Consider the following 25,841-nt stretch of genomic DNA (forward strand, 5'->3'; position numbering starts at 1 on the left):
ATAGCCGAGCGACAGCAGATATTCGGCGAGATAGGCGCCGTCCTGGCCGGTCACGCCGGTGATGAGAGCGATCCGCTCAGCCATATATGCCCCTAGCTCCCGGTCACCACGCGACGCGGGCCGTCCGCGCGTTCGTGGCAGCAGTCGATATGACGCCCTTCTCTGACAGAACGGCCGCCGCGGTCAACACATATGGGACACAACGGAAATTTGGAGCGGGTGAAGGGAATCGACCCCTCGTATTCAGCTTGGAAGTCTGCAAATTTCTGTTGCGCTCCCAACAGGCATTCCGACAATTCACAGCCCGTTTTCTTGTTGAGATCGCTACAGAATTTGCTCTTGTCGGAATGATGTTCGAGTTGACTGTCTGTTGGCAGCGACGCCGGCCTTGGCAGGAACAGTCCTGGGACGAAGTCACGGCCCGTAGATCACCAGCTCGGAGTCGGACAGGTCGGCAAGCCGGGGGCAATGCGGACCCTTGAAATACTTCCGGCCGCTCGGCTCCCTGTAGATGCCGACAAGGCCCGTCACCGGGCCATTGGCATCGAAAGCAATCGACATCCAGCCGCGTCGAACCAGAAAGCGACCTATAGCGCCGGCGCAAACGACGTAGTCGGCTAGATCGGCGCAATAGATCAGTTGCATCACCGGCAGCCTGATGCGACGGACCCGCATCGGCTGCAGTACAAACGGAAAAGCGCGGCCATCGCCGGTACGACACACCAAACAGAGGCAGCCGTAGGCTGCGTGACGCGCAAGCAGCGCGACGTCAGCCGCGGGTAACCCTTCGATCCCCTGCACGCGCTGCCCGACGACCTCCACCTGCATTGCCCTTACCGGACGAGATATTGCCGGAAAGGAGAAGAACAAGCCGCCGCAATAGCAGCGGAATCCTTGCGCTTCAATGACTTGCCAAGTCCATTGCGCTGGACTGATATTCACGTAGGTGACGTCCTTGTGGCGCTGCGCGATCTTGGTCAGCATGGGGGCGTAGCTACGAAAGGCGGGCTCCACATACCAGCTGGAGAGATTGCAGCGGATGGAGGTTCTTCCGCCATCGTTCCTTGCCGTGTGGATCAGCAGCAGAGCGCCGACGGGCACCTGGTCATGCTCGAGCATATAGCCAAAGCGCGGGAAGCTGTCGGGCGTCTCGCGCGCAGACAAGCGCCTGAGTCCGTCGATCCAGTAATTGCGCGCGCGTATTGGAAAGCCCTTTGTCAGAAGATCGGCGACAGCGTCGAGATCGGCTGTTCCTATCTCACGGCACCCGATCATAATCTACTCTCACTCGTTCTATCCGAGCCGTCTCGTGATACCCGGGTTTGGCGCGCGCGCCATGCGAGCGGACCGAGCGGCAACCAACTTGCGTCCGTGGCGGCGTGCCGGAATTCCGGCTGCAGCGAAAGCTGCGTCTCGTACAGAATGTGAGCGTCGCTGCGACACAATGTAGCGCAACCAGTTACGGTATATCCGCTGGGCCGGAAGACGCCAGACGTTGCTCAGGTCCATCGCCAGCTGATCGGCCGGGAAATCGGCAAACAGCTCCGGGGTTCTGTCGGAAAGGGCTTTCTGTCGGAAAGCGATCAGCATCTTTTCCGCGCCCTCGTTCAAATAGCCTTTCGGTATCGTCGGACAGACTTCGTTCTCCCCTCGGAGGAAACGCCCCATATCCCTTCGATATTCACCCAGCAGGCTCTGGGTCTCGTATTCCGGGTGGCCCTGGAAATGGACAAAAAGGCTCTTCTTCTGCTGCTTGACGAAGCAGTCGACGCCGGCCTCCGCCGACCAGGTGAGAACCGAGTATCCGCAGTCCGAGAGATCCTCCTCCTGCACCTCATTCCAACGGGCGTGCGGTATCCGGAAGGTCCTCGGCACATCCTGCATCAAGGGATGATGTCTCGTCTTCGTTTGAGCGAAGACACCGAAGCATTTGGCAGGCAGCTTGTGGCGGGCAACGCCGTCGAGGTGCAGGACGGCCCCATGGACAGCTAGGCAGGAATACACCGACGACACGGTGTTCTCGGTCGCCCAATCGGCGATCTCGGTGAAGGTGGTCCAATATGGCTCTTCCGTGAGGCTCGGGGCCCTGGGTTCGGCGCCCGTGACGATCACTCCATCCAGGCTCCTGCTCAAGAGATCGCCGATGCCACGGTAGTATCGACGCACGTAATCGCGCCCCCATTCCGAACGTGGCGTCGCCTCCATCGTATAGAAGTGCAGCCTGACGCAAAGTCGTCCGGCAGCCGCATCGAGCAGGTCGAACAGCTGGCGCTCGGTCGACATCAGGGCGGCATCCGACATGTTGTTGATGAGCCCGATGTCGAGACACTCTCCCCGGTTTCCCGGCGACGTCGTCGCACAGGCGCCGCTCGCTGCCCTGGAGAAGAGGTGGTGCTCGTTGGAATCTATATCGATCAAGACAGTCATCCGAATGCCTTCACGTTTGACGAAACATCCGCGGCGCAGAGCGCCTGATCGAGATCCGCGAGGATGTCGTCGATGTGCTCGATTCCGACGCTCAGCCTGATCATCTCGGGCCGCACGCCGGCCTTCTCCTGTTCTTCGACGGACATTTGCCGGTGCGTTGTCGATGCGGGGTGGCAGGCGAGCGTTTTCGCATCGCCTATGTTGACCAGCCGCTTGCAGAGCTTCAGCCTGTCGTAGAACCGCTTGCCCGCCTCGAAACCTCCGGCGACACCAAAAGTCAGCAGTGAACACGCTCGACCATCCAGATACTTCTGCGTCAGCGCGAAATAGGGGCTGTCGTGAAAGCCCGCGTAATTGACCCAGCCGACACGGAGATCATTGCGCAAGAATTGCGCGACCTTTGCGCCATTCTCGACGTGCCGCTCGATCCGAAGCGCGACGGTCTCGATGCCCTGGAGCAGCAGGAAAGCGTTCATCGGCGCCAGCACGGCACCCGTGGTTCTCTGGGAAACGGCGCGGCAACGCGCGATGTAGGCAGCGGCGCCGTAACGTTCGGTGAAGACCAGGCCGTGATACGATCTCTCCGGTTCGTTCATCATCGGAAAGCGCCGACGATGCTCCGTCCAGGGGAACCTGCCGCTGTCGATGACAATTCCACCGAGCGTCGTGCCATGCCCGCCCATGAATTTCGTCAGCGACTCCACAACGATGTCAGCGCCGTATTCGATCGGCCTGAGCAGGATCGGTGTCGGCACGGTGTTGTCGACGATCAGGGGAACGCCGTGCCGGTGCGCGACCTCGGCCATCGCCTGGATGTCGCAGACGTTTCCGGCCGGATTTCCGACGCTCTCACAGAACACTGCCCGCGTGTCGTCGTCGATCAGCCGTTCGATGCTATCCGGCCGGTCGTCTTCCGAAAAGCGGACCTCAATGCCCTGCCTCGGCAAGATGTGCGCGAACAGCGTATGTGTGGTGCCGTAGAGCTGCGGAACCGAGACGATATTGGAGCCCATCTCCGCGATGTTGACGACCGCATAGTTCACCGCGGCCTGCCCACAGGCAACGCTGAGTGCCTCGATGCCTCCTTCGAGAGCGGCGACGCGCTTCTCCAGCACGGCGTTGGTTGGATTGCCGATCCGGGTATAACGGAAGCCGTCGACTTCGAGGTTGAAGAGCGCCGCTCCATGATCGGCGCTATCGAATGCATAGGAGGCCGTCTGGTAGATTGGCACGGCAACGGCCTTCGTTGCCGGATCGTCTTCAAAGCCGCCATGGACGGCGACAGTTTCTCTTCTCATGGTAGCTGGCCCTTCGGCTCTCCGGCCCCGGGCTAGCTCCCGACTTCCTTGGCGCATCTGACCTCCTCACCTGCTGAAGGTGCTCGGCCGTTGGTCGGCGCGAAGTCCAGCAGCTCGCGCACTGCGGTCGGCCACCGGTCGACGTCCTTGCCGTGGGTATGGAACATGGCGACCGCCAGACGATCCATTCCGAAAGCCACGCAGGCAGTGTGGGCCGGCTCGGAGGCTGCATCGACGATGCCCCAGGTCGTGCCGAAATGATCCCGGTGGTAGTTGAAGCTCATGCAGGCGGTCGGTTGCTCCTCGGAGCGCAGCGGCACCAGCAGCTCGAACTTCAGCGACTGCTGCTTCTGACATACCGCCATCATCTGGCCGACCCGACCGAAGAACGGGTCGTTGGCATGATCGACCCTGAAGGTCAGCCCGAGATCGCGGGCAATCTTCTGCGCACGTACGATCCAACGCTCCCGGAACGCCGAGACGTGATCCGCACTACCGATGCAGACGAATTCCCGCATTCGGAAGGACTGCAGCCGGTCGAGATGGCGCGAAGGTTCGCGGCGGAAGCAGTCGGCGGCCACGTCGAAGGTCCAGCCGCCGGCCGGCACGGGCCCTCGGCTCGCCGCGATCGGATAGACCGGATAGCAGGCGGCCGGCGACAGAACGAGATCGGCGGGCGATAGCGACGTGGTCCAGTCGCCGCCGGCATCGAAGCGGCTGACCGCCGCGTCAATCTCGCTTTCCATGCCGTGCAACCCGCAGACGCAGCCGAGGAGATTGGGAAAGCTCTTCAGGTAACCCGACCTCTCGAGCTGGGCGCGATTCATGACGGGCGGAAAACGCATCACCTCGGTGTTCGGCTCGCGATTCCGCGAGATCACTGCGGCAATCCGCTCCACGACGTCTTCGTAGAGCGCGGTGCGGCCATAGACGCCGGGGGAGCCCATCTCGTGGAACAGCACATCGGCGAGATGGTCCAACGGATCGGCTTGAGGTGGCGTGGAGACCGCCGGTGCTCCAACAATGGCGAAGTTCATCAGGCCATTCCTTTCAGAAGAAAATCAATCGCACAGAGAGTCTGGAACCGTGCTCATGAGCGTCGCCGGCCCGATGCTGGCGAGGATACGATCGTTGTTGATCATGATCGGAGCGGAAAGCACGTCCCGCAGGTGGCGGCCGATGCTTACGTCGGTGTCGTTGCGGTAACCGGATAGACCGCAGGTGCGCATCGCGTGCATGACGCTCGCAACCGCAAGCTCGGAAGTCTCCACCTTGAGAAGATTGATCGAGGACTGGAAGTCCACGGACGACAGCGCGCGCACGTCTCGTCCACGGGCTTCATAGAACTGCAGACTTGCCGCAATGACGGCGCGCAGTTTCGTCAGGGTCATCCTGGCGGCAGTGAAGTGCGCCGCGGCAGGAGGCGTATTGCCGCCCGACCCGCGAGCGGCCTTGCGGACGAAGAGCTGCGCCCGGTCCACCGCCGCCGCCGCGATTCCCGCCCAGACCGAAGACCAGCACAGATGAGCGACGGGCGTCATCGTCTGCGCATGGATCTTTTCGTATGCCACCGGGAATATCTGGTCCGCAGTCCCCTTGAAATCCAGCTTGAAACCCGCACTGCAGGTCCCGCGCATGCCGAGGGTCTCCCACCCCAAAGTGCGCTCGAGCGTATAATCATCACGGGTGATGGCCAGCAGCACTTGATCGGATCCGGCAGAAGATTCGGAGCGGCGGGCGACGGTGATGATACCGTCCGCCTCGGCGCCGTACGAAATCACCGTCGCATCGCGCACCAGCGAAATCTCGGTGCCTGCGTGCTCCACAGCGGCGGTGCTGAAACGTATGTTTCCGCCGTTCTGGCCTTCCGTGGTCGACGATGCCAGCAGCAGCTGCTCGGCAGCCACGCGTCGCATGAGACTTTCGTGCCACCCACTGCCCGCCCCGTGGCGAACCAGGCATGCGACCTTGGTCTGATGCATCGCGAAGATCATCCCGACCGAAGCGCAGGCGCGGCCGAGCGCGTAGCACATATCGGCGACCTCGGAGATCGACGCCCCCTCCCCGCCGAACTCGATCGGAATCTGAGCTCCCAGAAGTCTTTCCTTCCGCGCAGCGTCGATCGCCTTCCGCGGGAAGCGCGCCTCGCGATCGACCGCTTCTGCCTCCGCCGCAGCGATCTCCGCGACATTTGCCGTTCGCTGTTGGAACGAGGAGTCGTCGGGAGAGAAGGCAATTCGACCGATTTCAGTGGCGCTGTTGCGGAATTGAACTTCCTGCACGGTCATGGGCCAGAGCCTCCCGCTTCATGGTTGTCATGATTGAACGATGCAAGCCGGGTCGAGACGAATTTCGATAACTAGCCCACTTCCCCCGCCACGTCCTTGGCGCAGAAGTGGGTATCAGGAAGCTTCCGCTCCCGGGCGAGGTACCTCCGAAGCAGAGCTATTGGCCGAAGGTACAGTTGGGTATCGTCGTCCTCCATGTGATCACGCTTGGCCACGGCAGGAGACCGGCTGAAATGCACGACTTTGCCGTCAACGTTCAGAACCGCGTCCTATCGGTCGTCAGGAGCGTCCTCCAGCAGAACGCAATCATCGCTGACGTCCACCCGGAGTCGCGACTCGTGGACATTGGGCTGAGCTCGATGGGCATGGTCGAGTTGATGCTCAAGGTCGAAGCCGAGTTCGATCTCATCCTTCCCCAACTCGAGATCACACCCGAAAACTTCCAATCGGTGAAGGCGATGGAGCGGATGATCCTCAACCAGCTCGGATCCGGGTCGGGATGAAGCCAGTTGAACAAAGGTTGTGCTTCGAGAGCCAAGCAAGCCGCATCGAGCGTGTGCGCGAGGATACCGGTTCAGCCCGGCCGCATGATCAGTTTATAGACAAGGCCGTGATCGAGCGCGCGTCCACACGCGACGCTCCACGGCGCTCCGCCGCCAAGACCTGGTTGCAAGCCATCGCACTGACCGCACGGCTCGAAGCCCAGCCGCATCGTCTGTTCGCCGACATCGTCGAGGATTGGGCACAACGTCAGCCCGGGCGACCCGCCTTGCTCTCGGATGGCCAATCCTTCACCTACGGCGAACTCGCCGATCGGATCAACCGGTATGCGCGTTGGGCTCGGCACCTTGGCCTTCATGCCGGCCGCACGGTCTGCCTGCTGGCACCGAACCGGCCGGACTACCTCGCCTGCTGGCTCGGGATCAGCAGCGTCGGCGGAACGGTGGCGCTGATCAACACCAGGCTGGTCGGCCGGTCGCTCGCCCACTGTATCGATGTCGCTCATGCCGATCACCTCATCCTCGCTGCCGATTGCGTGGACGCCTTCGAGAGCGCCCGTCCCCACCTGCACCGCGTGCCGCGATGCTGGAGCCTTGGCACCGGCGATCGGCGCGACGATCTGGATGCGGCGCTCACCGCCTTCGAGCCTCGACCACTGTCTTCCGCCGAACGTAGCGACGTCACGATCGATGAACGCGCCCTCCTCATCTACACCTCGGGCACCACCGGCCTGCCGAAGGCGGCAAACGTCAGTCATCGCCGCGTTCTCGCCTGGGGGGGCTGGTTTGCAGGACTGACGGACGCGTCCACCGACGATCGTCTCTACGATTGCCTGCCGCTCCATCACTCCGTGGGTGGCGTCGCAGCTCCCTGCAGCATGCTCTGCGCGGGCGGTTCGGTCGCGATAGCGGAGAAATTTTCCGCCGGCCGCTTCTGGGACGACATCGAGCGCTTCGACTGTACCGTCTTCCAGTATATTGGCGAGCTCTGCCGCTATTTGCTGAGGGCGCCGGTATCTGAACAGGAGACGCGGCACCGGCTGCGGCTGGCTGTCGGGAATGGGTTGCGCCGCGACATCTGGGAGATGTTCGCGAGCCGGTTCGCAATTCCGCAGATCCTCGAATTCTACGCCGCAACCGAAGGCAATTTTTCCCTGTTCAACGTGGACGGAAAGCCGGGCGCGATCGGCCGGATACCGCCGGTTCTGGCGCATCGCTTTCCGACCTCGATCGTCAGAATCGATGCCGACAGCGGCATCCCATTCCGTAACGAGGCGGGGCTATGCATCGCCTGCGCCCCCGGCGAGACCGGCGAGGCCGTCGCACGTATCGGCGAGGCCAATTCAGACGGCCGCCCTTTCGAGGGTTACACTGATCCCGCCGAGACCAAGACGAAGATTCTACGCGACGCCTTCGAAGTGGGTGATGCCTGGTTCCGCAGTGGAGATCTGATGATGCGCGACGCGCAGGGCTACTTCCACTTCATCGACCGCGTCGGCGACACCTTTCGCTGGAAGGGCGAGAACGTCGCGACCAGCGAAGTGAACGACGCAGTCGCGGACTGCCCCGGCGTCCTCGACGCCTCGACCTATGGAGTTGCGGTGTCCGGGACCGACGGCCGCGCCGGCATGGTAGCTCTGGTGGTGGACCAAGATTTCGATTTCGGACTGTTCAATGAACACCTTTCGTATCGCTTGCCGCGCTACGCAATCCCGGCTTTCGTCAGGTTGTGCCTGGCGCTGGATACGACCGACACCTTCAGGAAGAAGAAGCAGCAATTGATCCGCGAGGGCTTCGATCCTTCGGTCGTGGAGGATCCCCTGTTCGTGCGCGATCCGGCGACCGGTCGCTATCGTTCGATCGACCGGGCTGTCTACGCGCGCATCATCGAGGGCACAATCAGGCTCTAACATGGGCCCGGAAGCCAAAATGGGAGGAGTCGATCATGTCGGTCAGAACCAAGATTTTCTCTGCGATGAAGCAGATCGCCGAAGAACAGAAGGTCACGCTTCCACCGTTGCAGGATGATCTATCTCTGAACGAAACCGGGTTCGATTCACTGGCCTTCGCCATCCTGGTTGCGCGGCTGGAGGACGAGCTCGGTATCGATCCCTTCACTATCGCCGAGGACGCGACCTTCCCATCTACCCTCGGTGAGCTTGTCAGAGCCTATGAGAATGTCCCCGCCTGACACCATCGCGCTGCGCCACTACCTCGGCGAGGGACGGAAGGATCGCACGATTTCCGATGCCCGGCACAGTGTATCGCTGGCCGACATGATCGAGCGCAGCTGCCTGGCTGGCAGATGCAGCGAGTTGTCCGGCCGCTCGGTACTGATCGCGACGTCGAGGCAGCTGTTCTCCGCGCTTGCAATGATCGAGCTCGACGGCGTCGCACGCCGCTTGCTTCTATGCCCGCCCGATTTCGGTTGGGAACGCTTGCAGGTTCTGGTCGAGCAAGCCGGGATCGACACCATCATCACCGATCAACCGATATCCGGACACTGCGCCGCTGGAAGATGCACTGTTATCGGCATCGACCTGCCGGAACGAAGGATTGCGGAACGGACGACCGACCATGCGACCGAATGGTTGATGCTCACCTCGGGAACGTCGGGGCTGCCGAAGATCGTCCGACACACCCTCGATGGGCTCGCCGGCGCAATCATTGCCGAGGGGCCTACGCGTCACAGTGACGCAACCTGGGCGACGTTCTACGATATCCGCCGCTATGGCGGCCTGCAAATCCTCCTGCGAGCCGTGATCGGCGGTGGATCGATGGTGTTATCCGAGCCCGGGGAAACCATCGCGGCTCATGTGGCGCGGCTGCAGGCGGGCGGCGTCACCCACATCTCCGGCACACCGTCGCACTGGCGCAAGCTCCTGATGAGCGGCGCGGCCGCCGACTTTTCGCCGCGCTATATCCGCTTATCCGGCGAGATCGCTGACCAGGCAGTGCTCGACGGCCTGGCCCAGGCATTTCCGCACGCGTCGATCGGTCATGCCTATGCTTCAACCGAAGCCGGAGTCGGGTTTAGCGTCGACGACGGGCGCGAGGGGTTTCCTGCTCACCTGATCGGGCGAAATCGGGACGGCGTAGAGATGAAGGTCGTCGAAGGCTCGTTGCGGATCCGCTCCAAGCGTACTGCACGCGCCTATGTCGGCGCCGATGCGCCGCCGCTCGCCGACGCGGAGGGCTTCGTCGACACCGGCGATATCGTCGAGCTGCGTGGCGAACGATACCATTTCGTCGGCCGACGAGGTGGCATTATCAATATCGGCGGGTTGAAGGTGCATCCGGAAGAGGTGGAGGCCGTGATCAACCGTCACGCCTGCGTTCAAATGTCGCGCGCGCGATCGCGCAGGAGCCCGATCACGGGCGCCATAGTGGTTGCCGATGTCATCCTCACGGGCGGCATCGATGAGAAGCGCCACGAGACCATTCGCTCAGAGATACTCAGTCAATGCAAGGACAGCCTGGCAGCATGGAAGGTTCCCGCGGTGATCCGTTTCGTCGAGCGGCTCGAGGTCACGGCAGCGGGAAAACTGGCGCGCACCGATGCGTAACGTCGTCGTCACCGGCGGCAGCCGCGGTATCGGCCTGGCCATTGCGCGCAGGCTCGCCGCATCCAGAGACTACAACGTGATCGCGCTGGCGCGCCACGAGGGCGAGCAGCTTGCAACTGCCGTCCGAGAAGCGGAAGGACGCCTGCATTTCCGCTCCTGCGACCTCGCGCTGATCGATGCGATCCCGGCCTTGGCAAGATCAGTGCGCGACGAATTCGGCGCGATCTTTGGCCTCGTCAACAATGCCGGGATCGGCACCATGGGCGTGCTGGCCACGATGCACAATTCCGACATCGAGACCCTCATTCGCCTCAACGTCCTGTCGCCGATCATCCTGACCAAGTACGTGGCGCGCCATATGATGGCCGACGGCGCAGGGCGTATCGTCAACATTTCCTCGATCGTCGCCTCGACCGGCTACAGCGGACTGTCCGTGTATGCCGCGTCCAAGGCCGCGGTCGCCGGCTTCACCCGCTCGCTGGCCCGGGAAGTCGGCCGGGTCGGCATCACCGTGAACGCGATCGCGCCCGGTTTCATCGATACGGAATTGACAGCGTCCTTGGACGACGAAGACCGTCGGCGCATCGCTCGCCGCACCGCATTGCGCCACCTGCCCGAAGTTGATGACGTTGCTTCCGTGGTCGAATATCTACTCGGTGAAGGGGGCCGGAATATCACCGGCACCGTGGTAACAGTCGACGCCGGGAATACTGCCTGACGGCTCGATATATTTACGGCAACGTCGCGTTGGGCCCGCGTCAAGTTGGCAGCCCGTCCTCGCAGACTGGAACCATCCGCTCGCCTGATGCCGGTTGCGCGATTCAACTCAGTGACACCCCGTCAGATGTCCAAGCATCGTGTTGCAGGCGTTCTCCGCTTCCGCAAGAGTTACGAATGCCGAACCACCGATCTTGATCGCGCCGTTCCCCCCATAGAGCGGGCGCCATGACGCCACATAACCCGCGCGTCCATGAAAACCGGCGCCAGCTGGGCTCTCATACGTGATGACAAACGAAAAGCCGTCGCCGGTCGCGCTCCAGATTTCCATGTCCTCGACGGCACGGTGAAACTCGAGGGACATCTAGCTGCGCCCCATACTGGCCTTCATCTGAACCACAGAGTTATCGTCCTGCCGGCAAGGCCCGCAGGGAGAACGGCCCTGACCACTGGGGGGGCAGGAAGGAAGGCCAGGGCCGCCGCTCCGCAGTTGCCGAGTTCCAGTCGGCATATCTCTGCGATGCTATCTCGAGCCGTTCGCATAGCCCGTGACGACGCTTTACCTGACAGCGGACCATTACGATCGACCCAGAGCCGCAGATGATGAATGAATAGCCCTCTCTCTCCTTGCATTGGCTGCCATTCCGGATGAACTGACGGTCCTGACGGATTACCCCATTCAGCTTGCGATGGGCGCAGTGGCCGCCGATATCGGAGGCCCATCGCGCACGCGACGGAGGCTTCGCCTTCGGCCACGAAAGCGGGCTTCGGGCGCGCTCGCGAGATTTTTTCGGGTCGGACCGCGCATAGGTTGGGGGCGCCTGCTCATTGCAGTCGGAGGCGTGACCGGAATCGGCGGACCGCGACGATCCTCTTAGCGCTCTCCACCTGTCGGACGATCATGTCGCGCGATAGCTATTGCCGCGAGCAGCGTCCGATTGCTGATTTCAAGCTTTTGAAAAATGTTGTGAAGGTGCACTTTGATGGTGCCGACGGAAATGGTCAGCCGTCTCCCGATTTCCTTATTCGACAATCCTTCGGATACCAGACGCATGATCTGACGCTCGCGGTCTGTCAGAGGCGTCATCGTCTTGTCCGAGTTCGCGCCCTGTTCCTGCGATTGGATCGAATCGGATGGCATCATCGGCAGCAGACTTCGGCCATTGGCGATGTGCCGCAAGGACTGCACCAGCGCCTCCGGCTCCGTATCCTTCAGGACGATGCTGTAGGCAAAGGGGGTTGCATCCAAAAGCAATTCGCAATCTTCACTCGAGGCGAAAAACACCAAATGCGTCGAACGATTTTCTGAATTGACGGACAGAACCATCAGCGCGGCGAGCTCGGGCATCGCGGGATCAACAATCGCGATGTCGGGCGCCAAGTTACGAATCGCCTGGATGCAGCTTGCAGTGTCGCTACAAGATGCAATGATGTTGAAGTCTGCCGCGGTACTGAGCACGTCACTCAGTCCCTGCAGGACGATCGGATGCCGGTCTGCAATGACTATACTAATACGTCGCATTGGGCGCTCCTCAGCCTGACGCCCCCAAAAACTTTAACGCCGTTAACGCGCTGCTATTTCCCAAAGCGCAGCGCAGATCCTTCGAAATTCTTTCTAATACGACCGATGTCCATGCCGCAGCGCAAAATTGGATTGGCTTGACACCCCGCTCTGCTCGCTCTCCGACGCTCACGCGGCAACTTGCGCTTCCGATGTCCGTAACGCCCGTTAGACTACACTGCTGGCGGCCAGAGCGCTGCGAAATTCGGTCGCATACCGGGTTCACACGGAGGCGGCATTGGCGGCCGAAGCCCGACCGTTTTCCACCTTGAATAAACATATTCTTGTCGTTCACGCAGAGACTGCGGAAAAAGAGCAGCTTTGCGAGCCGGACTGGGGGCACCACGGCGCCTGCACGGCCTATAACGAAGGATATATAGGGCTATCGCCAATTCGCATCTAACATTCCTAAAGGCTTTAACAACATGGAGGGATATCGCTTTCCGGACGACGCTGCGCAGGCGTTCGGAGTAACGAAGATTCACTAGTTCAAAAGTGTGCAAACAGGGCGAAGACGACCACTAGCAAGGCCTGTTCGCCCGTCGCGAGATTACATTGAGTTGGTTTTTGTTGTGTCAGTGCGTCGGCCGGAGGATAAAAAAATGAGGAGGCGTCAAATTTACGGAATGGTACTTCTTGGAAAGAACGTTTTAATCCGAGAAGGTATTGCCAGAATATTGCATAAGGCAAATTTTCGCATTGCCTTATCTGCTTCGAGCCCTGAGGAGTTGCCAAGCTCCCTTCAAGCTGGGCAACTGATGTTTCTCATCATCAACACCGGCGATGATTTTGGCCTCGAGATAGCGCAGATCGGATATTTGAAAGATCGCTATCCCGACGCGCCCATTGCAATCGTGTCGGACAATTATCGGCCGGTCGAGCTTGCCTCCGCATTTCGCGCAGGCGCTAATGGCTACTTCGTCAACGTCAATTCGTGCGACGCATTCATCAAGTCGGTCGAACTCGTGACTATGGGCGAGACCGTCTTCCCGCCCGCATTCCTGTGGTTCGCTCTTGACGGGAATCGTGAACGCGAACCCACGCGATGCGACCAAAATGAACACGCGATCCTCGTTGCTCCAGAGGACGCGATCTCGCCACAGCTCTCTCCGCGCGAAAGCGCAATTCTATCTTGCCTCATTGAAGGCGATTCCAACAAGGGCATTGCTCGAAAGATCGATATCGCCGAAGCCACTGTGAAGGTCCACGTCAAAGCGATCTTACGAAAGATACGGGTTCAGAACCGGACGCAGGCAGCTATCTGGGGAATGAACCATGGATCGCAGGTGCGAGCGTCAAACAACCACGCGCCGACAGCCGCCGATGCAGGTGCAGGTGCAGTGACGCCTCTCAAGATGATCTCCGAGACGGATCATCTCAATCAGACGGCCCCCTTGGACCACCAATCTGGTCATGCCGCGGCAACGCCTATCGACGGCCGGCTCGTCAAGGGCATGGATCGAGGGACCGGCGCGGCAGTACGGTTGTACAAGTAGTCGTCCAAGGGACTGCGGAGACGAGACGACTCCAATCATCGGAATGCTCCCATTGCGGGGGCAAGCTACGGCATTTTGCGTCGATTTCACGACAGGCATCCCGGCAGGACACCTTTCCTGCCGCCTTCGCGTGATCAGCAAGCGGGCAGCGCCGACGTTCTCCCAGTAACCACGTCGAGCAACCGGCGCTGCGATAACTAGCGCCCTACTTAACGCTCCCGCAGCGCCTCCTGCCTGTATTTCGCCAGAGGCGAGAGAAGATAGCTGATAATCCTGCGCGCACCGGTCTTGATTTCCACCGTCACCGCCATTCCCGGGCCGAGTTTGACGAGCTTATCCTCCACCTGCATGTGCGTGCGATCGAGTGAAATGCGCGCCGCATATTCCAGCTCCTGGCCTTTCGGCTCGCTGCTGCCTTGCACAGTCCCCGACGCGCGTTCGTTCGATCCACCCTGCCTATCGCGCGTGATAGCATCCGTCGACACGCTGAGCACATCTCCAGACAGCAGCCCATAACGCGTGAAGTTGAACGTATCGATCTTGATCTCCGCCTTCTGTCCGGGATGAACGAATCCAATATCGCGATTGGAGAGCATGGCCTCGATCTCGAGCTGACTCTCGGTCGGAACCACGATGGCCAGGGTCTGCGCCGGCGTCACCACGCCTCCCACCGTGTGAACGGCGAGCTGTTGCACCGTGCCGTCGACCGGCGCGGTCAGATGCTGAAGCTTCGTGCGCCGCTCCGCCTTGACCACTTCCTGCGTAGCGCTTGCCGCCTTCTGCTCGGCCTTCGCAAGTGCGTCATAGGTGGTACGACGATACTCCGCGGCAGTCCTCTCTTTCGTTTCCTTCAGCAAGGCGATCGCGGCGTCGGCTTCACGGAGCCGACTTTGCTGGAGGACCAGATCCTGTTGAAGGCCGACCAGTTCTTGATACTCGGAGAGATAGACAACCTTCGAGGCCAGGGCCTTGTCGACCAGGTTCTTGCGAATGTCGACCCGCTCCTGGAGCACAGGTATCGTCGCCTGGAGCTTCGCCACGCTCGCCGATGTGGTCGCCCGCTCCGCTTCCTTCTGACCTTGCTGGCGCTCGATCTCCGCGAGCTTGGCGCTCTGTTCGGCGCGCTGGCTGCTGAGAAACTGGCGGTGCATGTCGATCTCGGCAGCGTTTGCGCCCTGCGGCGGTCGGAAGGCGGCAAGCGGATCGTCAGTGAGCGCCGCGCGCAGCCGCGCGACGTCGAGTTCGGCGGCAACGAGATCGCTTCTCTGGCGCTCCTGATCGGCTTCCGTCATCGTTGGATCAAGCTCAATCAGAACGTCGCCGGCCTTGACGCTCTGTCCGTCGCGTACGTGGATTGCGCGGACAACGCCCGTCTCGAACGGCTGGATCAGCTTGGTACGGCCACCCGGCACGATCTTGCCTGTCGCGGTAGCGACGATATCGACGCTGCCAAGGGATGCCCACAACAGCGCGACGCAAAACACCGCGATGATGCTCGCCCCGATCGCGCGACCGATCGGGGACGGCGGCGATTCGGTGATCTCAAGCGCCGCAGGCAGAAACGCAATCTCATGCTCGCGCCGCCGAACTTCGGCTCTCGGAAACGGAACGATATTCCGGTTAGCGGACGTCATGGATACCGGCCTGCAGGTAGTGGAGATTTGCATAGCGTCCGTTCGAGCTGATCAGCTCATCATGGCTGCCGTCCTCGACGATGCGGCCGTGCTCAAGTGTGATGATCCGGTTCGCATTGCGCACTGTCGAGAGCCGATGAGCGATGACGAACACAGTCCGGCCCGCGGCAATCCGTTTCATGTTCTGTTGAATGGCGCGCTCGCTTTCGTAGTCAAGCGCGCTGGTAGCCTCGTCGAGAATAAGGATGCGGGGGTTGGTAATGAGTGCGCGAGCGATCGCAATACGCTGGCGCTGCCCGCCGGACAGGCTGCTGCCGCGTTCGCCCACGATAGTATCGTAGCCCTCCGGCAGCTCCAGGATGAAGTCGTGAGCGCCGGCGAGTAAGGCCGCATCGATGACGCGCTCCATGGGCATCGCCGGGTCGGCGAGCGCAATGTTCTCCCGTATCGAGCGATTGAAAAGCACGTTCTCCTGCAAAACCACACCGATCTGGCGTCGAAGCCAGGTCAGGTCGACCGTCGCGAGGTCAACGCCGTCGACCAGCACGCGACCGCTCTCCGGCACGTAGAGCCGCTGGATCAGCTTGCCGATGGTGCTCTTGCCCGAGCCCGAAGAGCCGACGATACCGATGACCTGACCGGGTTCGACGGCGAAGGACACATCGTGCAGCACCTCGGGGCCGTCGGCGCGGTAGCGGAAGGTCGTGTGCTCGAACACGACCTTGCCGCGGATCGGCGGCAGCCCGGCGCGGACCGAACTGAAGCTTGGCTCCGGAATGGTGTTGAGAATATCGCCGAGACGATCGACTGACAGTCGGGCCTGATGGAAGTCCTGCCAGATCTGCGCGAGCCTAAGCACCGGCATGCTCACTCGCGCCGCCAGCATGTTGAACGCAACCAGTTCACCGACGCTCAGGTCGCCGCCGATCACGAACCTGGCGCCGAAGTAGAGCGTTGCGGCCGTGACCAGCTTGTTGATCATCTGGACCGCCTGGCTCGCCGTGTTGTTCAAGCTGAGTACGCGGAAACTCGCCCCTACGTAGCCGGCAAGTTGCTCCTCCCAGCGGCGCTGCATCTGCGGCTCGACCGCCATCGACTTCAGTGTCTCAACGCCCGTGACGCTCTCGACCAGGAAGGCCTGGTTCTCCGATCCACGATTGAACTTCTCATCGAGGCGCCGGCGGAACAGCGGCGCGGCGCCGGCGGAGATTCCAATGTAGAGCGGGAATGAAGCCAGAACGATCAGCGTCAGCGGTGTCGAATAGTAGAACATCACCGCAAGGAAGACGACGGTGAACAGGAGATCGACGACAAGCGTGAGCGCCGAACTCGTCAGGAACTGACGGATGTTCTCCAGCTCGCGAACGCGAGCAACCGAGTCGCCAACGCGGCGCGTCTGAAAATATGCGATGGGCAGCGCCATCAGGTGACGAAACAGCCGTGCGCCGAGCTCGACGTCGATGCGGTTCGTCGTGTGCGCGAACAAATGGACGCGCAACGTGCCGAGAACTGCCTCGAACAAGGTCAGCGCGACGAGGCCCGCGACCAGGACGTCGAGCGTGCTGATGCTTCGATGCACCAGCACCTTGTCGATGACGACTTGAAAGAACAGCGGGGCTACGAGGGCAAAGACCTGAAGAAAGAACGACGCGATCAGAACTTCGCCGAGAAGGCGGCGATACTTGTGGACCGCGCCGAGAAACCAGCCGATATCGAATCGCCTGGAGAGATCCGTGAGGGCCGCCCGTCGGGTCATCAGGATGATGTCGCCATCCCAGATGGCCTCGAGTTCGGCCTGCGTCATCGCTTCGGGTCGGGACGACAATGGACGCTGAACAAGGAGCCGGTCCTCGGCGACCTTGCCAAGGATCAGGAAGCTGCCGTCGCGCAGCGCCGCAATTGCCGGCAACGGCGTGACGGCGAGCCTGTTCCAGCTCGACCGTTGTGCCCGGGCCTTCAGGCCGAACTCCCTGGTGCCGCGCAAGATTTCGGTCACACCGACGCGCGACGTGCCCATGCGATGGCGAATTTGCTCCGGGTCGGCCGCGATGCCATGGCAACGCAGCAATATCGCCATTGCAATCAAGCCCGATTCATCACCATCCGCCGGCTCGGGGCCTGGCCCCTGGATCGGCTTATCGCGACGATACGCACGCCCAAGAGCGCCACCGGCACGGTTAGCCAGATCGCGTCCACGCGCAATCAGACCGGCAAATGCATGATGCGCCCGATCGGCGAGGCTTTGAGATCCGGACAGTATCAAGCGACCGTCCCAGATCTCCTCGAATTCGGCGCGCGGCATCAACTTCGGCTGTGTCGCGGTCGGATGCAGAACAAGCGCGGCGTCTTCTTCGACCTTCCCTAGCAGCAGGAATCCGCCATCTCGCAGCCCTGCGATTCCGGGAAGGCTAATGCCTGCGAGCTGTTTCCAATGTGTCGTGCGCGAAGCGACCTTCAGTCCGAAATCGCGGGCGCAGAGAAGCATCGCACGGATGCCGATTGCGCTGTCTCCGCAACGGTCGCGGAGCTGGTCGGGCTCGGCGTTCACGCCATGAAGGCGCAGGAACAGAGCCAGGGATCTAAGCCCGAGGTCTCCGGCATGGGCATTTCCATTCTGGATCGCCATCTAATACTCAACCCTTCGCGGCTACCGGCCGCGTATGATGTTCCTTCTCATGCATTCCAAAACATTGCGGGTACCGCACCCAGGCGGTGAGCCTGGGTGCGGCTCGGCCTTAGTGTTGCGGTCTGGCCAGCAACGCGTCGTGCCCCCAACCGGTCGCTTGCGACACAGCCGCCACGATCTGACCGGGATCCACCCGGCCGGTGTGAGCGGCCAGATACTGGTTCAGCAGCGCAAAGCTCTGGCTTGCCAGCGACGCCATCGTGGTCCCGGCGGCAGACGGTTGATCTGCCGCCATGACCGGATGGGCAGCGGTCGTTGCCAGGCTGCTCGCGGCCGGGTCAAAATGCTGCTGGAGCAGCTCAAAGCCCCGGCTTGCCAGGAAGCCCGTGTTTGCAGCCGCCGCCTGCTGATGATCGGTGGGCTCGATCGTCTGCGAGGTCGTCGGGGTCACGGCTGTCGCGGTGGCAGCAGGCTGCTGATCCGTCACAGCGTGGTGGTCGTGCGACGACGTCGTGGTGGTCGAGACCGTCGCAGGGCGAGGATCCGTCACGGTGATGATCTGGGGCGCAGCGGTCGCAACGGCACCGGTTGACGGATCAGTCGCGCTTGCCGTCAGCGTAAGTTCCGCAACTGGATGGCCCCCGCCCCTGTAGTTCGAGGTCAGAGTCAGTCCGCTGTTGACCTGCGCGGCCGTCAACGTGATGTCTTTTCCGCGGAACGTTTGGCCGTCGAGCTGGTCAGTGATCGTTTCATACTTCGGCAACCCCGTGATGTGCACGGTCACGCGGTCGTCGGCATCGGTCGTCGCCACCTTCGTCCCGAGATCGACGGTACCGCCTCGACCCGCCACCCAGAGCGAGTCATCCGCAATGGTGAGGACAGGCGAAATCACAGAGGGAGTCGACGGCGTCGTTGGGGTGGTCGGCGTGGTTGGCGTGGTTGGCGTGGTCGTCGTCGTGTCGATCTGCAGACCGGAGAACGTCTTTACGGCACCGGCAAGGTTGGCAGCGACACCGGAGGCGTCCTTGATCGCCGCACCGTTCGAAAGATTGACCGCGGTGATCGCCAACGCCGAGGTGCTGGTGTCGGTCGAGGCGACCGTAGTCTTGAAGGTGAGCGTGTTCGTGCCCGAACCGCCGGCATAAGTGGCCGTGCCGCCGTCATTGAGCGACAGCGTGGGCGTGCCCGTCACGGTCACGGCCTCGTTGAAACCGAGTGCCAGCGTGATGGTGTCCCCGACGTGCTCGGTACCCGTTGTCGGAGCAGCCGTGGCCTGCGTCACCGCCGGCAGGATCGGATCGATTTGAAGGCCGGTGAAGGTCTTCACCGCGCCCGACAGGTTCGCCGCGACACCTGCGGCGTCCTTGATGCTCACGCCGCTCGGAAGATTGACACCGGTGATGGCGAGCGCCGAGGTATTCGTGTCGGTCGCCGCAACCGTGGTCTTGAAGGTGAGCGTGCTCGTGCCCGAACCACCCGCATAGGTGGCGACATTGCCGTCATTGAGCTGCAACGTGGGCGTGCCCGTCACCGTCATGGCTTCGTTGCAGGCGAGCGACAGCGTGATGACATCGCCGGCATGCTCGATTCCCGTCCCCGGAGTAGCCGTGGCCTGCGTCACCGCCGGCTGGATCGCCGGCGTCGTCGGGGTCGTCGGGGGTGGGAGAGATCCTGTTGTGATCGTCAAGCTTCGAAAATCGGCGGCCATAACCTCGGGTGAGGTATGCCGATAGAGCCCTTCTTCCCAATACGTGCGAGAACCATAGCCCAAGGGGCCGTTGTAGTTCACAACCTGATTCCCGTTGATGTAGACGTCCAGAAACCCGCTGCTGTTGTTGGCCACGCTGGTCTGTATCTGAATGTTGTAATACTGGCCGCGCACAATCGGATTGGGGTCGGTCCACAGAGTCTTGGTCGTGATGCCAGTCGCGGGGTCCCCGTATCGGGCGACGATTGCCATATGTTCGCCCTGCATTTCGATCGCGAACGGAGGCGAGGTGTGCACACCTGACCCAAGATCTCCGTCATTGCTGTGCATTTCCGCAGTCACAAGCCACTGCGCGGTGTTCGTGGCGCCAGGCTCCACCATGAACTGATAGGAAATGTTGGTGGGAGTGCCAACCGCAATCAGATTGTTCATCTGAATCTCGGAGCGATCGATAGTCGATCCATCGAACCAGGCCGGATCGCCTGCGTGAATTTCAAAGCGCAGCGTCTGGCTGTCCGGCTCGGTCAAGCTGTAGCTCTCGCCCGCCGTCTGGACGTTGTAGGGGCTGCCGTCGATATACAAATTCTGTTGCGGCGTAGACGTGAACGACGTGATTGTGCCGGTAGTTGCCATTCCATGATCCTTTTACGTTGAAGACAGGGAATTCCACTGCCGCGCATCGCGAAGGCGCACGACATACCGCATGCTCGGAGTGCGTGACACTGCGAGCCATTTTCAGAGCAGCGGGATTTGATAGCGCCCCCCCAACTGCCGGGGTCGCTGGTTAATTAGGAAGTATGGCGAAAAAAGCCTCAAAATGTGATTTATACCAATGTATGGAGCCTCATCTGCGGTGAGGTACTCAACGGCGCGGTCGTTATTCTCGCGAGCGTCGGACCGTCCATACTATTGCGATGGTCTCTGGCACCGGCGACGAGAGCCGAATTTGTGTCGTCGTCTAGCTTCTTTCCTGCGCATGGTCGGTTTCGGACTTCCAGTACAGTTTTCCCAATCATGTCCCAGGATGCGGCGGCGCCTACCGGCACGCGTGGCTGAAACCGGCTTTCAGTCTCGACCGAGCGACTGGCCACTCGACCCGATCCTCCGGCTTTTCGCTACTCTCATACCTTCGCTTTCGCGCAGTGTCGCAGCGGCGACTCCGAAGGCCGCTCCGCCGATAAAGCATGCCCTACGAGCGTGCGATTCCGCATGCTGCGCTTCAAGATCGCCGGGATCCATGAGCAAGGCCGATCCTACGCCGTAAGGGGGTGATCGGGCGGGCGATCACAGCACGCCTGCGCAAACGACCGCAATCGACAAACTGATGCGGCGCCGGAGCTACTCCCAAGTGGGTAGCCACTCAGCCCTCGCTGCCAATCCCTTTGCTTATGCTTGCCTTGGCACCTCGAGAGCTATCGTTGAAATATGAAAATTGCAGTGTTCGGACTTGGTTACGTCGGCATGACGACGGCCGCTTGCCTCGCGAGGAGCGGCCACGAAGTGATCGGTGTCGACGTCAGCGACGAAAAAGTGGCTCTCGTCAATGCGGGCAAGTCGCCGATCACCGAGCCTGGCCTTGACGAGCTTGTAGGGCGAGCCCTCAGGAAAGGTCTGCTGAGCGCGACGCTGAACGCGCGCGGGCATCTTGATGACTGCGCCCTGGCAATCGTTTGTGTGGGTACGCCCAGTGCACCGGACGGATCACACAACATGAGCTTTATAGTCGAGGTTTCCCATCATATCGCGGAGCTGATCCGCCCGGCGCGATCGACGAAGCTGACGGTCGTATTCCGCTCCACGGTGCGGCCCGGCACGATCGAGGAACTGGTACTTCCGATCTTCGAGAACGCACTTAAAGGTCGCATGGATCAAGTCGAGCTTGTCTACAATCCCGAGTTCCTGCGCGAGTCAGTCGCGATCGACGATTTTTTCAATCCGCCGAAGATCGTGGTCGGGACGAAGGATGGAGAACGATGTGTCGCGCTCGACGAGTTGAACGCAACCATCAACGCACCAACTTTCTACACGACCTATCGTGCGGCGGAGATGACAAAATTCGTCGACAACACGTTCCATGCGGTAAAGGTCGCGTTCGCGAACGAAGTGGGTCGCGTTTGTGAGAAACTTGGCATCAGCGCGACCACCGTTCATAAGATATTCGTCTCCGATACCAAGCTTAACATCTCGCCCTACTATCTGAGGCCAGGCGGCGCATTCGGCGGCTCATGCCTACCGAAAGACGTCCGCGCGCTGCAATATATCGCAAGCGATGTCGGGGCGAACACCTACCTCGTGGACTCACTTCTGAGGTCGAATGATGCGCATAAGAATTTCCTGTTTGAGAGCTGCCTGAAAGCCATTCCGACAGGCGGCGGACACGTGCTCATGTTGGGGCTGTCCTTCAAGGATGAAAGTGACGATCTTCGCGAAAGCCCCAACATCGATTTAGCTCGTAAATTCCTTCAATCGCATATCGACCTCTCGATCTACGATCCCCAAGTAGAGCCTTCCAAATTGCTGGGGCAGAATCTTGGCTATGCGTTCTCCAGCCTACCCGCATTGCGCAAGCTTCTCATCTCAAGATCCGTCGCCGAGTCAGACTCATTCGACCTCGTCGTCGACACCAGAGGTTGGGCGCAAACAATGGCGTTACGCACCCGGCGGGTCATCAATGTCAATACGCTTCCGTAACGGTCGCAGCGCAACCCATCCTGCGCAAGCCAGCACCAATGGTGCAGTTCGCCGCCGCGTGCTCATCATCGTCGAAAATTTGCCGGTGCCATTCGATCGTCGAGTATGGTCGGAAGCCACAACATTGGCCGGGCACGGCTATGATGTCTCGATAATATGCCCTAAGGGGCCGCAGGCGACGGCCTCATTTGAAGTGATCGAGGGAATTGCCGTCTATCGCCACTGGCTCCCCAAGGAGGGACGCGGCGTGTTCGGGTATCTCGCCGAATATAGCGCGGCCCTATTCTGGGAGTTTACCCTGAGCTTCAGGATATTGGCGTCGCACGGCTTCGACGTGATCCACGCGTGCAACCCGCCCGATCTCATTTTCCTAGTCGGTGCAGTCCACAAATTTCTATTCGGAAAGTCCTTCGTTTTCGACCACCACGATATCAACCCCGAGCTCTACGAAGCAAAATTCGAACGGCGCGGCATCCTCTGGCGCGCCATGGTCGTGTTTGAGCGCCTTACATTTGCACTGGCTGACGTATCGATAGCGACAAACCAGTCATATCGCACGATTGCCATTGAACGCGGACGAATGACTCCGGACCGAGTGTTCGTTGTGCGCTCCGGTCCAAACCTCTCGCGCGTTCGATCATTTCCATCAGACCCGATCTGGAAAAGAGGCCGGAATCTCCTGGTCGCATACGTGGGCGTCATCGGAAAGCAGGAAGGGCTCGATCTGCTGCTGGAATCGATCAAGCACATCCGCAGAACTCGAAATCGAGACGATATCCAGTTCGTCATTGTCGGGAGTGGACCGGAATTGGACAACGTCAAGGAGCTTGCAACGGCCTTCGAGCTCGATGATTCGATCACGTTCACCGGTCGCGTCGATGACGCCACGCTATTCACCGTGCTCTCGACAGCGGACGTCTGCGTGAATCCTGATCGCCCCAATGCGATGAACGACAAATCAACGATGAACAAGATCATGGAGTACATGGCGTTGGGCAAGCCCATCGTCCAATTTGATCTGACCGAAGGACGCGTCTCGGCGGATGAGGCCTCCTTGTACGCTCGCAATACCGATACCGCAGATTTCGGCGACAAGATCCTCGAGCTCTTGGATGATCCGGCGCAACGTGCGCGCATGGGTGAATTTGGCAAGAAACGAATCGATGGCGAGCTCGCTTGGGATCACGAGTCGACGAGGCTCTTGAGCGCCTACGATACAGTGTTCCATCTGAGACACTCGCACCGGGCGGCGCGCCGCCATACTTGAAAAGGGCAACATGCGGCCAGCGCCAACAACCGACGCTTTCACGATCTCAGGTCTAGAACGCGCTCATGACGGAAACCGGCTGATCTTATCCAGGTTGAGGCATCGGAATGTGCGGGATATTTGGATGGGTTCTTGCCGCCGCGAAGCATCAGAACCGCGAGACCCTCATCGGCCTCACCGATTTGATGTCTCATCGCGGGCCGGACGCTTCGGGCTACTGGCTTCACCGGACTTCTGACGATCGATATCAAATCGGCTTTGGCCACCGCCGGCTTTCCATTATCGACATCGCTGGTGGCGCCCAGCCGATGGCGACCGAGGATGGCAGCTTCCGCTTGGTCTTCAACGGCGAGATCTACAACTACCTCGAGCTGCGGAAGGAGCTCATTGCTCTTGGCCATCACTTTCGCACGGATTCGGATACCGAGGTGCTGATCGAGGCATATCGGGCCTGGCAGCTCGACGCAGTACGCAGATTGCGCGGCATGTTCGCCTTTGCACTGTGGGACGATGCCGAGCAGCGGTTGGTACTTGCCCGCGATGCCTTCGGGAAAAAGCCGCTGTTTCTCGCCGAGGCGCAAGGAGCTGTTCTCTTCGGCTCAGAGATTGAACCGCTCGTTCAGTTCCCGGGCTTCAGCCGCGCCTTAGACTCGGATGCGCTCGGCCATTATCTGCTAAACCGCTATGTTCCGGGACCATCGACGTTCTTTCAGTCGGTCAAAAAGCTGCAACCTGGTCATTTTGCGGTATGGCAAAGTGGCATGTTGAAATCGACACGCTATTTTACGCCGCCGTTCGCGACGACAGTGCCAGATGTCGAGGCGTTCGACGATGCAATTCGATTATTCGAAGGTGCGTTCGATGAAGCCGTCCGAATTCGAATGCGCAGCGACGCGCCGTTTGGCGCTTATCTTTCGGGCGGCATTGACTCGTCCGCAGTCGTGGCGACCATGGTCAAGCACAGTACGGAGCCGGTGCGGACGTTCTCCGTCGGCTTTCGAGAGACCGGGTACTCGGAGCTCGATCACGCGCGGGTCATTGCAGGTCAGTTCGGCACCATTCACAATGAACTGAATGTCGAGCCTGGTGCGTTCATGGACCATTGGTCGACCGCCGTACTGCGTCGCGGTGCTCCGGTGAGCGAGGCATCTGACATCCCGATTTTCATGCTTTCGGAAATGGCTTCCCGCAGCGTGAAGATGGTGCTCACGGGAGAAGGTGCCGACGAGCTAATGGGCGGATATCCGAAGTATCGGGCCGAGCGGTGGATCGGCCTCTATCAATGGCTCATCCCTCAATTGTTGCACGAGCGGCTGATCCATCCGCTGATCCGCTCGCTGCCGTATGGGATGAGGCGCGCAAAAATTGTTGCGCTGGCCGCAGGCGAGCGCGATCTCGCAAACCGTATGCGAGCATGGTTCGGTGGTCTGTCAGTTGGCGAAAGTGAAGCAATGCTGGGGCGATTGCTATCAGCGACCCCGCCCGATCTGTTTCCATATTCGTCGCAGATCGGATCGAGCCTGCGACGCACGTTGTTCTTCGATCAGACGTCTTGGCTCCCGGATAACCTTTTGGAACGCGGCGATCGAATGATGATGGCAGGATCAATCGAGGGCCGGATGCCGTTCATGGATACGGTGCTGGCCGGCGTCGTGGCGAGATTCCCAGACGACTTTCTGACCGGCGGCAAAGGCGGCAAGAGAGTTTTGCGGGCGGCGATGGACAAGGTTCTGCCATCGGAAATCATACGACGGAGGAAGATCGGCTTCCGGGTCCCGATCGGGGAATGGTTCAGGGGTCCGTATCGAGAATTCTTGCGGGACATGCTGGTAAGCGAAACGTCCTGCGTAGCACAGATGGTAAGCGGCGGAAGGCTCCGTCAGCTCGTAACGGAGCACCTTGGCACTCGACAGAACCACGAAAGACTTCTTTGGTCATTCGTGAATCTCGAGATCTTCTTGCGTGCATTCAGGGTGGCATCATGAGACTGGTGTACCTGGCGCTTCAAAGGCACCGACGAGGCATGGAGCAGTCGCCACTACGATCCCTCGCAGGCCCGCGT

General features: G+C 60.7%; 20 protein-coding genes. 9 read left to right on the plus strand and 11 right to left on the minus strand.

All coding sequences use genetic code 11. From position 1 onward, the window contains the following. The 6 genes from JQ635_RS39050 to JQ635_RS26070 form a co-directional block, all read right to left on the minus strand. On the minus strand, positions 1-84 hold an 84-nt coding region (locus tag JQ635_RS39050), incomplete at its 3' end, for a GDP-mannose 4,6-dehydratase (protein WP_246583786.1). A 330-nt stretch (positions 85-414) separates the two neighbouring features. Next, on the minus strand, positions 415-1,275 hold the full coding sequence (locus tag JQ635_RS26050; RefSeq protein WP_211412639.1) for an acyl-CoA acyltransferase: 861 nt from the start codon (positions 1,273-1,275) through the stop codon (positions 415-417). Between the two features lie 18 nt (positions 1,276-1,293). Then, positions 1,294-2,427: a homoserine O-succinyltransferase MetA gene (gene metA, locus JQ635_RS26055; protein ID WP_211412640.1), complete on the minus strand. Its 1,134-nt coding sequence runs from the start codon at positions 2,425-2,427 to the stop codon at positions 1,294-1,296. After that, positions 2,424-3,725 (minus strand): O-acetylhomoserine aminocarboxypropyltransferase/cysteine synthase family protein, encoded by a 1,302-nt coding sequence (locus JQ635_RS26060; RefSeq protein WP_211412641.1) that lies wholly within the window; start codon positions 3,723-3,725, stop codon positions 2,424-2,426. Before JQ635_RS26060 ends, metA begins: the two co-directional genes overlap by 4 nt. A gap of 32 nt (positions 3,726-3,757) precedes the next feature. Next, positions 3,758-4,762: an amino acid--[acyl-carrier-protein] ligase gene (locus JQ635_RS26065; protein ID WP_211412642.1), complete on the minus strand. Its 1,005-nt coding sequence runs from the start codon at positions 4,760-4,762 to the stop codon at positions 3,758-3,760. 24 nt (positions 4,763-4,786) lie between these two features. Beyond that, complete coding sequence (locus tag JQ635_RS26070) at positions 4,787-6,013, minus strand: acyl-CoA dehydrogenase family protein (protein ID WP_211412643.1); 1,227 nt, start codon at positions 6,011-6,013, stop codon at positions 4,787-4,789. A 233-nt stretch (positions 6,014-6,246) separates the two neighbouring features. Here JQ635_RS26070 and JQ635_RS26075 point away from each other — a divergent pair, with 233 nt between their 5' ends. From JQ635_RS26075 to JQ635_RS26095, 5 genes are read left to right on the plus strand one after another with little or no spacing between them, the layout of a single operon-like run. Continuing rightward, positions 6,247-6,516 (plus strand): phosphopantetheine-binding protein, encoded by a 270-nt coding sequence (locus tag JQ635_RS26075; protein WP_211412792.1) that lies wholly within the window; start codon positions 6,247-6,249, stop codon positions 6,514-6,516. Then, the gene (locus JQ635_RS26080; RefSeq protein WP_246583771.1) at positions 6,513-8,423 is read left to right on the plus strand and encodes a long-chain-acyl-CoA synthetase; all 1,911 of its coding nucleotides are present in this window, start codon (positions 6,513-6,515) and stop codon (positions 8,421-8,423) included. Before JQ635_RS26075 ends, JQ635_RS26080 begins: the two co-directional genes overlap by 4 nt. Before the next feature lie 35 nt (positions 8,424-8,458). Then, on the plus strand, positions 8,459-8,704 hold the full coding sequence (locus JQ635_RS26085; RefSeq protein WP_211412644.1) for an acyl carrier protein: 246 nt from the start codon (positions 8,459-8,461) through the stop codon (positions 8,702-8,704). After that, positions 8,691-10,079, plus strand: coding sequence for a class I adenylate-forming enzyme family protein (locus JQ635_RS26090; protein ID WP_211412645.1), 1,389 nt, complete (start codon positions 8,691-8,693; stop codon positions 10,077-10,079). Before JQ635_RS26085 ends, JQ635_RS26090 begins: the two co-directional genes overlap by 14 nt. Then, positions 10,072-10,797, plus strand: coding sequence for an SDR family NAD(P)-dependent oxidoreductase (locus JQ635_RS26095; RefSeq protein WP_211412646.1), 726 nt, complete (start codon positions 10,072-10,074; stop codon positions 10,795-10,797). The genes JQ635_RS26090 and JQ635_RS26095 overlap by 8 nt, the downstream gene beginning before the upstream one ends. A gap of 108 nt (positions 10,798-10,905) precedes the next feature. Here the strand turns inward: JQ635_RS26095 and JQ635_RS26100 are convergent, their stop codons facing one another. Both JQ635_RS26100 and JQ635_RS26105 read right to left on the minus strand, forming a co-directional pair. After that, positions 10,906-11,160, minus strand: a complete 255-nt coding sequence (locus JQ635_RS26100) for a hypothetical protein (RefSeq protein WP_211412647.1) — start codon at positions 11,158-11,160, stop codon at positions 10,906-10,908. A 510-nt stretch (positions 11,161-11,670) separates the two neighbouring features. Beyond that, positions 11,671-12,318 carry a response regulator transcription factor gene (locus JQ635_RS26105; protein WP_211412648.1) on the minus strand — a complete coding sequence of 216 codons (648 nt, stop codon included), beginning with the start codon at positions 12,316-12,318 and terminating at the stop codon, positions 11,671-11,673. Positions 12,319-13,115: 797 nt separating this feature from the next. Here JQ635_RS26105 and JQ635_RS26110 point away from each other — a divergent pair. Beyond that, positions 13,116-13,853, plus strand: coding sequence for a LuxR C-terminal-related transcriptional regulator (locus JQ635_RS26110; protein WP_246583772.1), 738 nt, complete (start codon positions 13,116-13,118; stop codon positions 13,851-13,853). 209 nt (positions 13,854-14,062) lie between these two features. On the opposite strand, the gene JQ635_RS26115 is transcribed toward JQ635_RS26110, so the two are convergent. The 3 genes from JQ635_RS26115 to JQ635_RS26125 form a co-directional block, all read right to left on the minus strand. Beyond that, the gene (locus tag JQ635_RS26115) at positions 14,063-15,487 is read right to left on the minus strand and encodes an HlyD family type I secretion periplasmic adaptor subunit (RefSeq protein ID WP_211412650.1); all 1,425 of its coding nucleotides are present in this window, start codon (positions 15,485-15,487) and stop codon (positions 14,063-14,065) included. Next, the gene (locus tag JQ635_RS26120) at positions 15,474-18,113 is read right to left on the minus strand and encodes a type I secretion system permease/ATPase (RefSeq protein ID WP_211412651.1); all 2,640 of its coding nucleotides are present in this window, start codon (positions 18,111-18,113) and stop codon (positions 15,474-15,476) included. The genes JQ635_RS26115 and JQ635_RS26120 overlap by 14 nt, the downstream gene beginning before the upstream one ends. A gap of 109 nt (positions 18,114-18,222) precedes the next feature. Next, complete coding sequence (locus JQ635_RS26125; RefSeq protein ID WP_211412652.1) at positions 18,223-20,454, minus strand: heparin lyase I family protein; 2,232 nt, start codon at positions 20,452-20,454, stop codon at positions 18,223-18,225. 792 nt (positions 20,455-21,246) lie between these two features. Between JQ635_RS26125 and JQ635_RS26130 the strand changes: the two genes are divergently transcribed. The 3 genes from JQ635_RS26130 (at position 21,247) to asnB (ending at position 25,764) form a co-directional block, all read left to right on the plus strand. Beyond that, entirely contained in the window at positions 21,247-22,512 is a 1,266-nt protein-coding gene (locus JQ635_RS26130) for a nucleotide sugar dehydrogenase (protein ID WP_211412653.1), read from the plus strand. Further along, entirely contained in the window at positions 22,493-23,779 is a 1,287-nt protein-coding gene (locus JQ635_RS26135) for a glycosyltransferase family 4 protein (RefSeq protein ID WP_211412654.1), read from the plus strand. The genes JQ635_RS26130 and JQ635_RS26135 overlap by 20 nt, the downstream gene beginning before the upstream one ends. A 107-nt stretch (positions 23,780-23,886) precedes the next feature. Then, positions 23,887-25,764 carry an asparagine synthase (glutamine-hydrolyzing) gene (asnB, locus tag JQ635_RS26140; RefSeq protein ID WP_211412655.1) on the plus strand — a complete coding sequence of 626 codons (1,878 nt, stop codon included), beginning with the start codon at positions 23,887-23,889 and terminating at the stop codon, positions 25,762-25,764. Positions 25,765-25,841 lie beyond the last annotated feature (77 nt).

It is taken from the genome of Bradyrhizobium iriomotense (assembly GCF_018130765.1).
GTDB lineage: Bacteria > Pseudomonadota > Alphaproteobacteria > Rhizobiales > Xanthobacteraceae > Bradyrhizobium > Bradyrhizobium iriomotense_A.

Excerpts from the sequence above, each read along its gene's own strand:
- JQ635_RS26050 (WP_211412639.1), bottom strand. The coding sequence starts at position 1,275 with ATGATCGGGTGCCGTGAGATAGGAACAGCCGATCTCGACGCTGTCGCC.
- metA (WP_211412640.1), bottom strand. The coding sequence starts at position 2,427 with ATGACTGTCTTGATCGATATAGATTCCAACGAGCACCACCTCTTCTCC.
- JQ635_RS26060 (WP_211412641.1), bottom strand. The coding sequence starts at position 3,725 with ATGAGAAGAGAAACTGTCGCCGTCCATGGCGGCTTTGAAGACGATCCG.
- JQ635_RS26065 (WP_211412642.1), bottom strand. The coding sequence starts at position 4,762 with ATGAACTTCGCCATTGTTGGAGCACCGGCGGTCTCCACGCCACCTCAA.
- JQ635_RS26070 (WP_211412643.1), bottom strand. The coding sequence starts at position 6,013 with ATGACCGTGCAGGAAGTTCAATTCCGCAACAGCGCCACTGAAATCGGT.
- JQ635_RS26075 (WP_211412792.1), top strand. The coding sequence starts at position 6,247 with ATGCACGACTTTGCCGTCAACGTTCAGAACCGCGTCCTATCGGTCGTC.
- JQ635_RS26080 (WP_246583771.1), top strand. The coding sequence starts at position 6,513 with ATGAAGCCAGTTGAACAAAGGTTGTGCTTCGAGAGCCAAGCAAGCCGC.
- JQ635_RS26085 (WP_211412644.1), top strand. The coding sequence starts at position 8,459 with ATGTCGGTCAGAACCAAGATTTTCTCTGCGATGAAGCAGATCGCCGAA.
- JQ635_RS26090 (WP_211412645.1), top strand. The coding sequence starts at position 8,691 with ATGTCCCCGCCTGACACCATCGCGCTGCGCCACTACCTCGGCGAGGGA.
- JQ635_RS26095 (WP_211412646.1), top strand. The coding sequence starts at position 10,072 with ATGCGTAACGTCGTCGTCACCGGCGGCAGCCGCGGTATCGGCCTGGCC.
- JQ635_RS26100 (WP_211412647.1), bottom strand. The coding sequence starts at position 11,160 with ATGTCCCTCGAGTTTCACCGTGCCGTCGAGGACATGGAAATCTGGAGC.
- JQ635_RS26105 (WP_211412648.1), bottom strand. The coding sequence starts at position 12,318 with ATGCGACGTATTAGTATAGTCATTGCAGACCGGCATCCGATCGTCCTG.
- JQ635_RS26110 (WP_246583772.1), top strand. The coding sequence starts at position 13,116 with ATGTTTCTCATCATCAACACCGGCGATGATTTTGGCCTCGAGATAGCG.
- JQ635_RS26115 (WP_211412650.1), bottom strand. The coding sequence starts at position 15,487 with ATGACGTCCGCTAACCGGAATATCGTTCCGTTTCCGAGAGCCGAAGTT.
- JQ635_RS26120 (WP_211412651.1), bottom strand. The coding sequence starts at position 18,113 with ATGGCGATCCAGAATGGAAATGCCCATGCCGGAGACCTCGGGCTTAGA.
- JQ635_RS26125 (WP_211412652.1), bottom strand. The coding sequence starts at position 20,454 with ATGGCAACTACCGGCACAATCACGTCGTTCACGTCTACGCCGCAACAG.
- JQ635_RS26130 (WP_211412653.1), top strand. The coding sequence starts at position 21,247 with ATGAAAATTGCAGTGTTCGGACTTGGTTACGTCGGCATGACGACGGCC.
- JQ635_RS26135 (WP_211412654.1), top strand. The coding sequence starts at position 22,493 with ATGTCAATACGCTTCCGTAACGGTCGCAGCGCAACCCATCCTGCGCAA.
- asnB (WP_211412655.1), top strand. The coding sequence starts at position 23,887 with ATGTGCGGGATATTTGGATGGGTTCTTGCCGCCGCGAAGCATCAGAAC.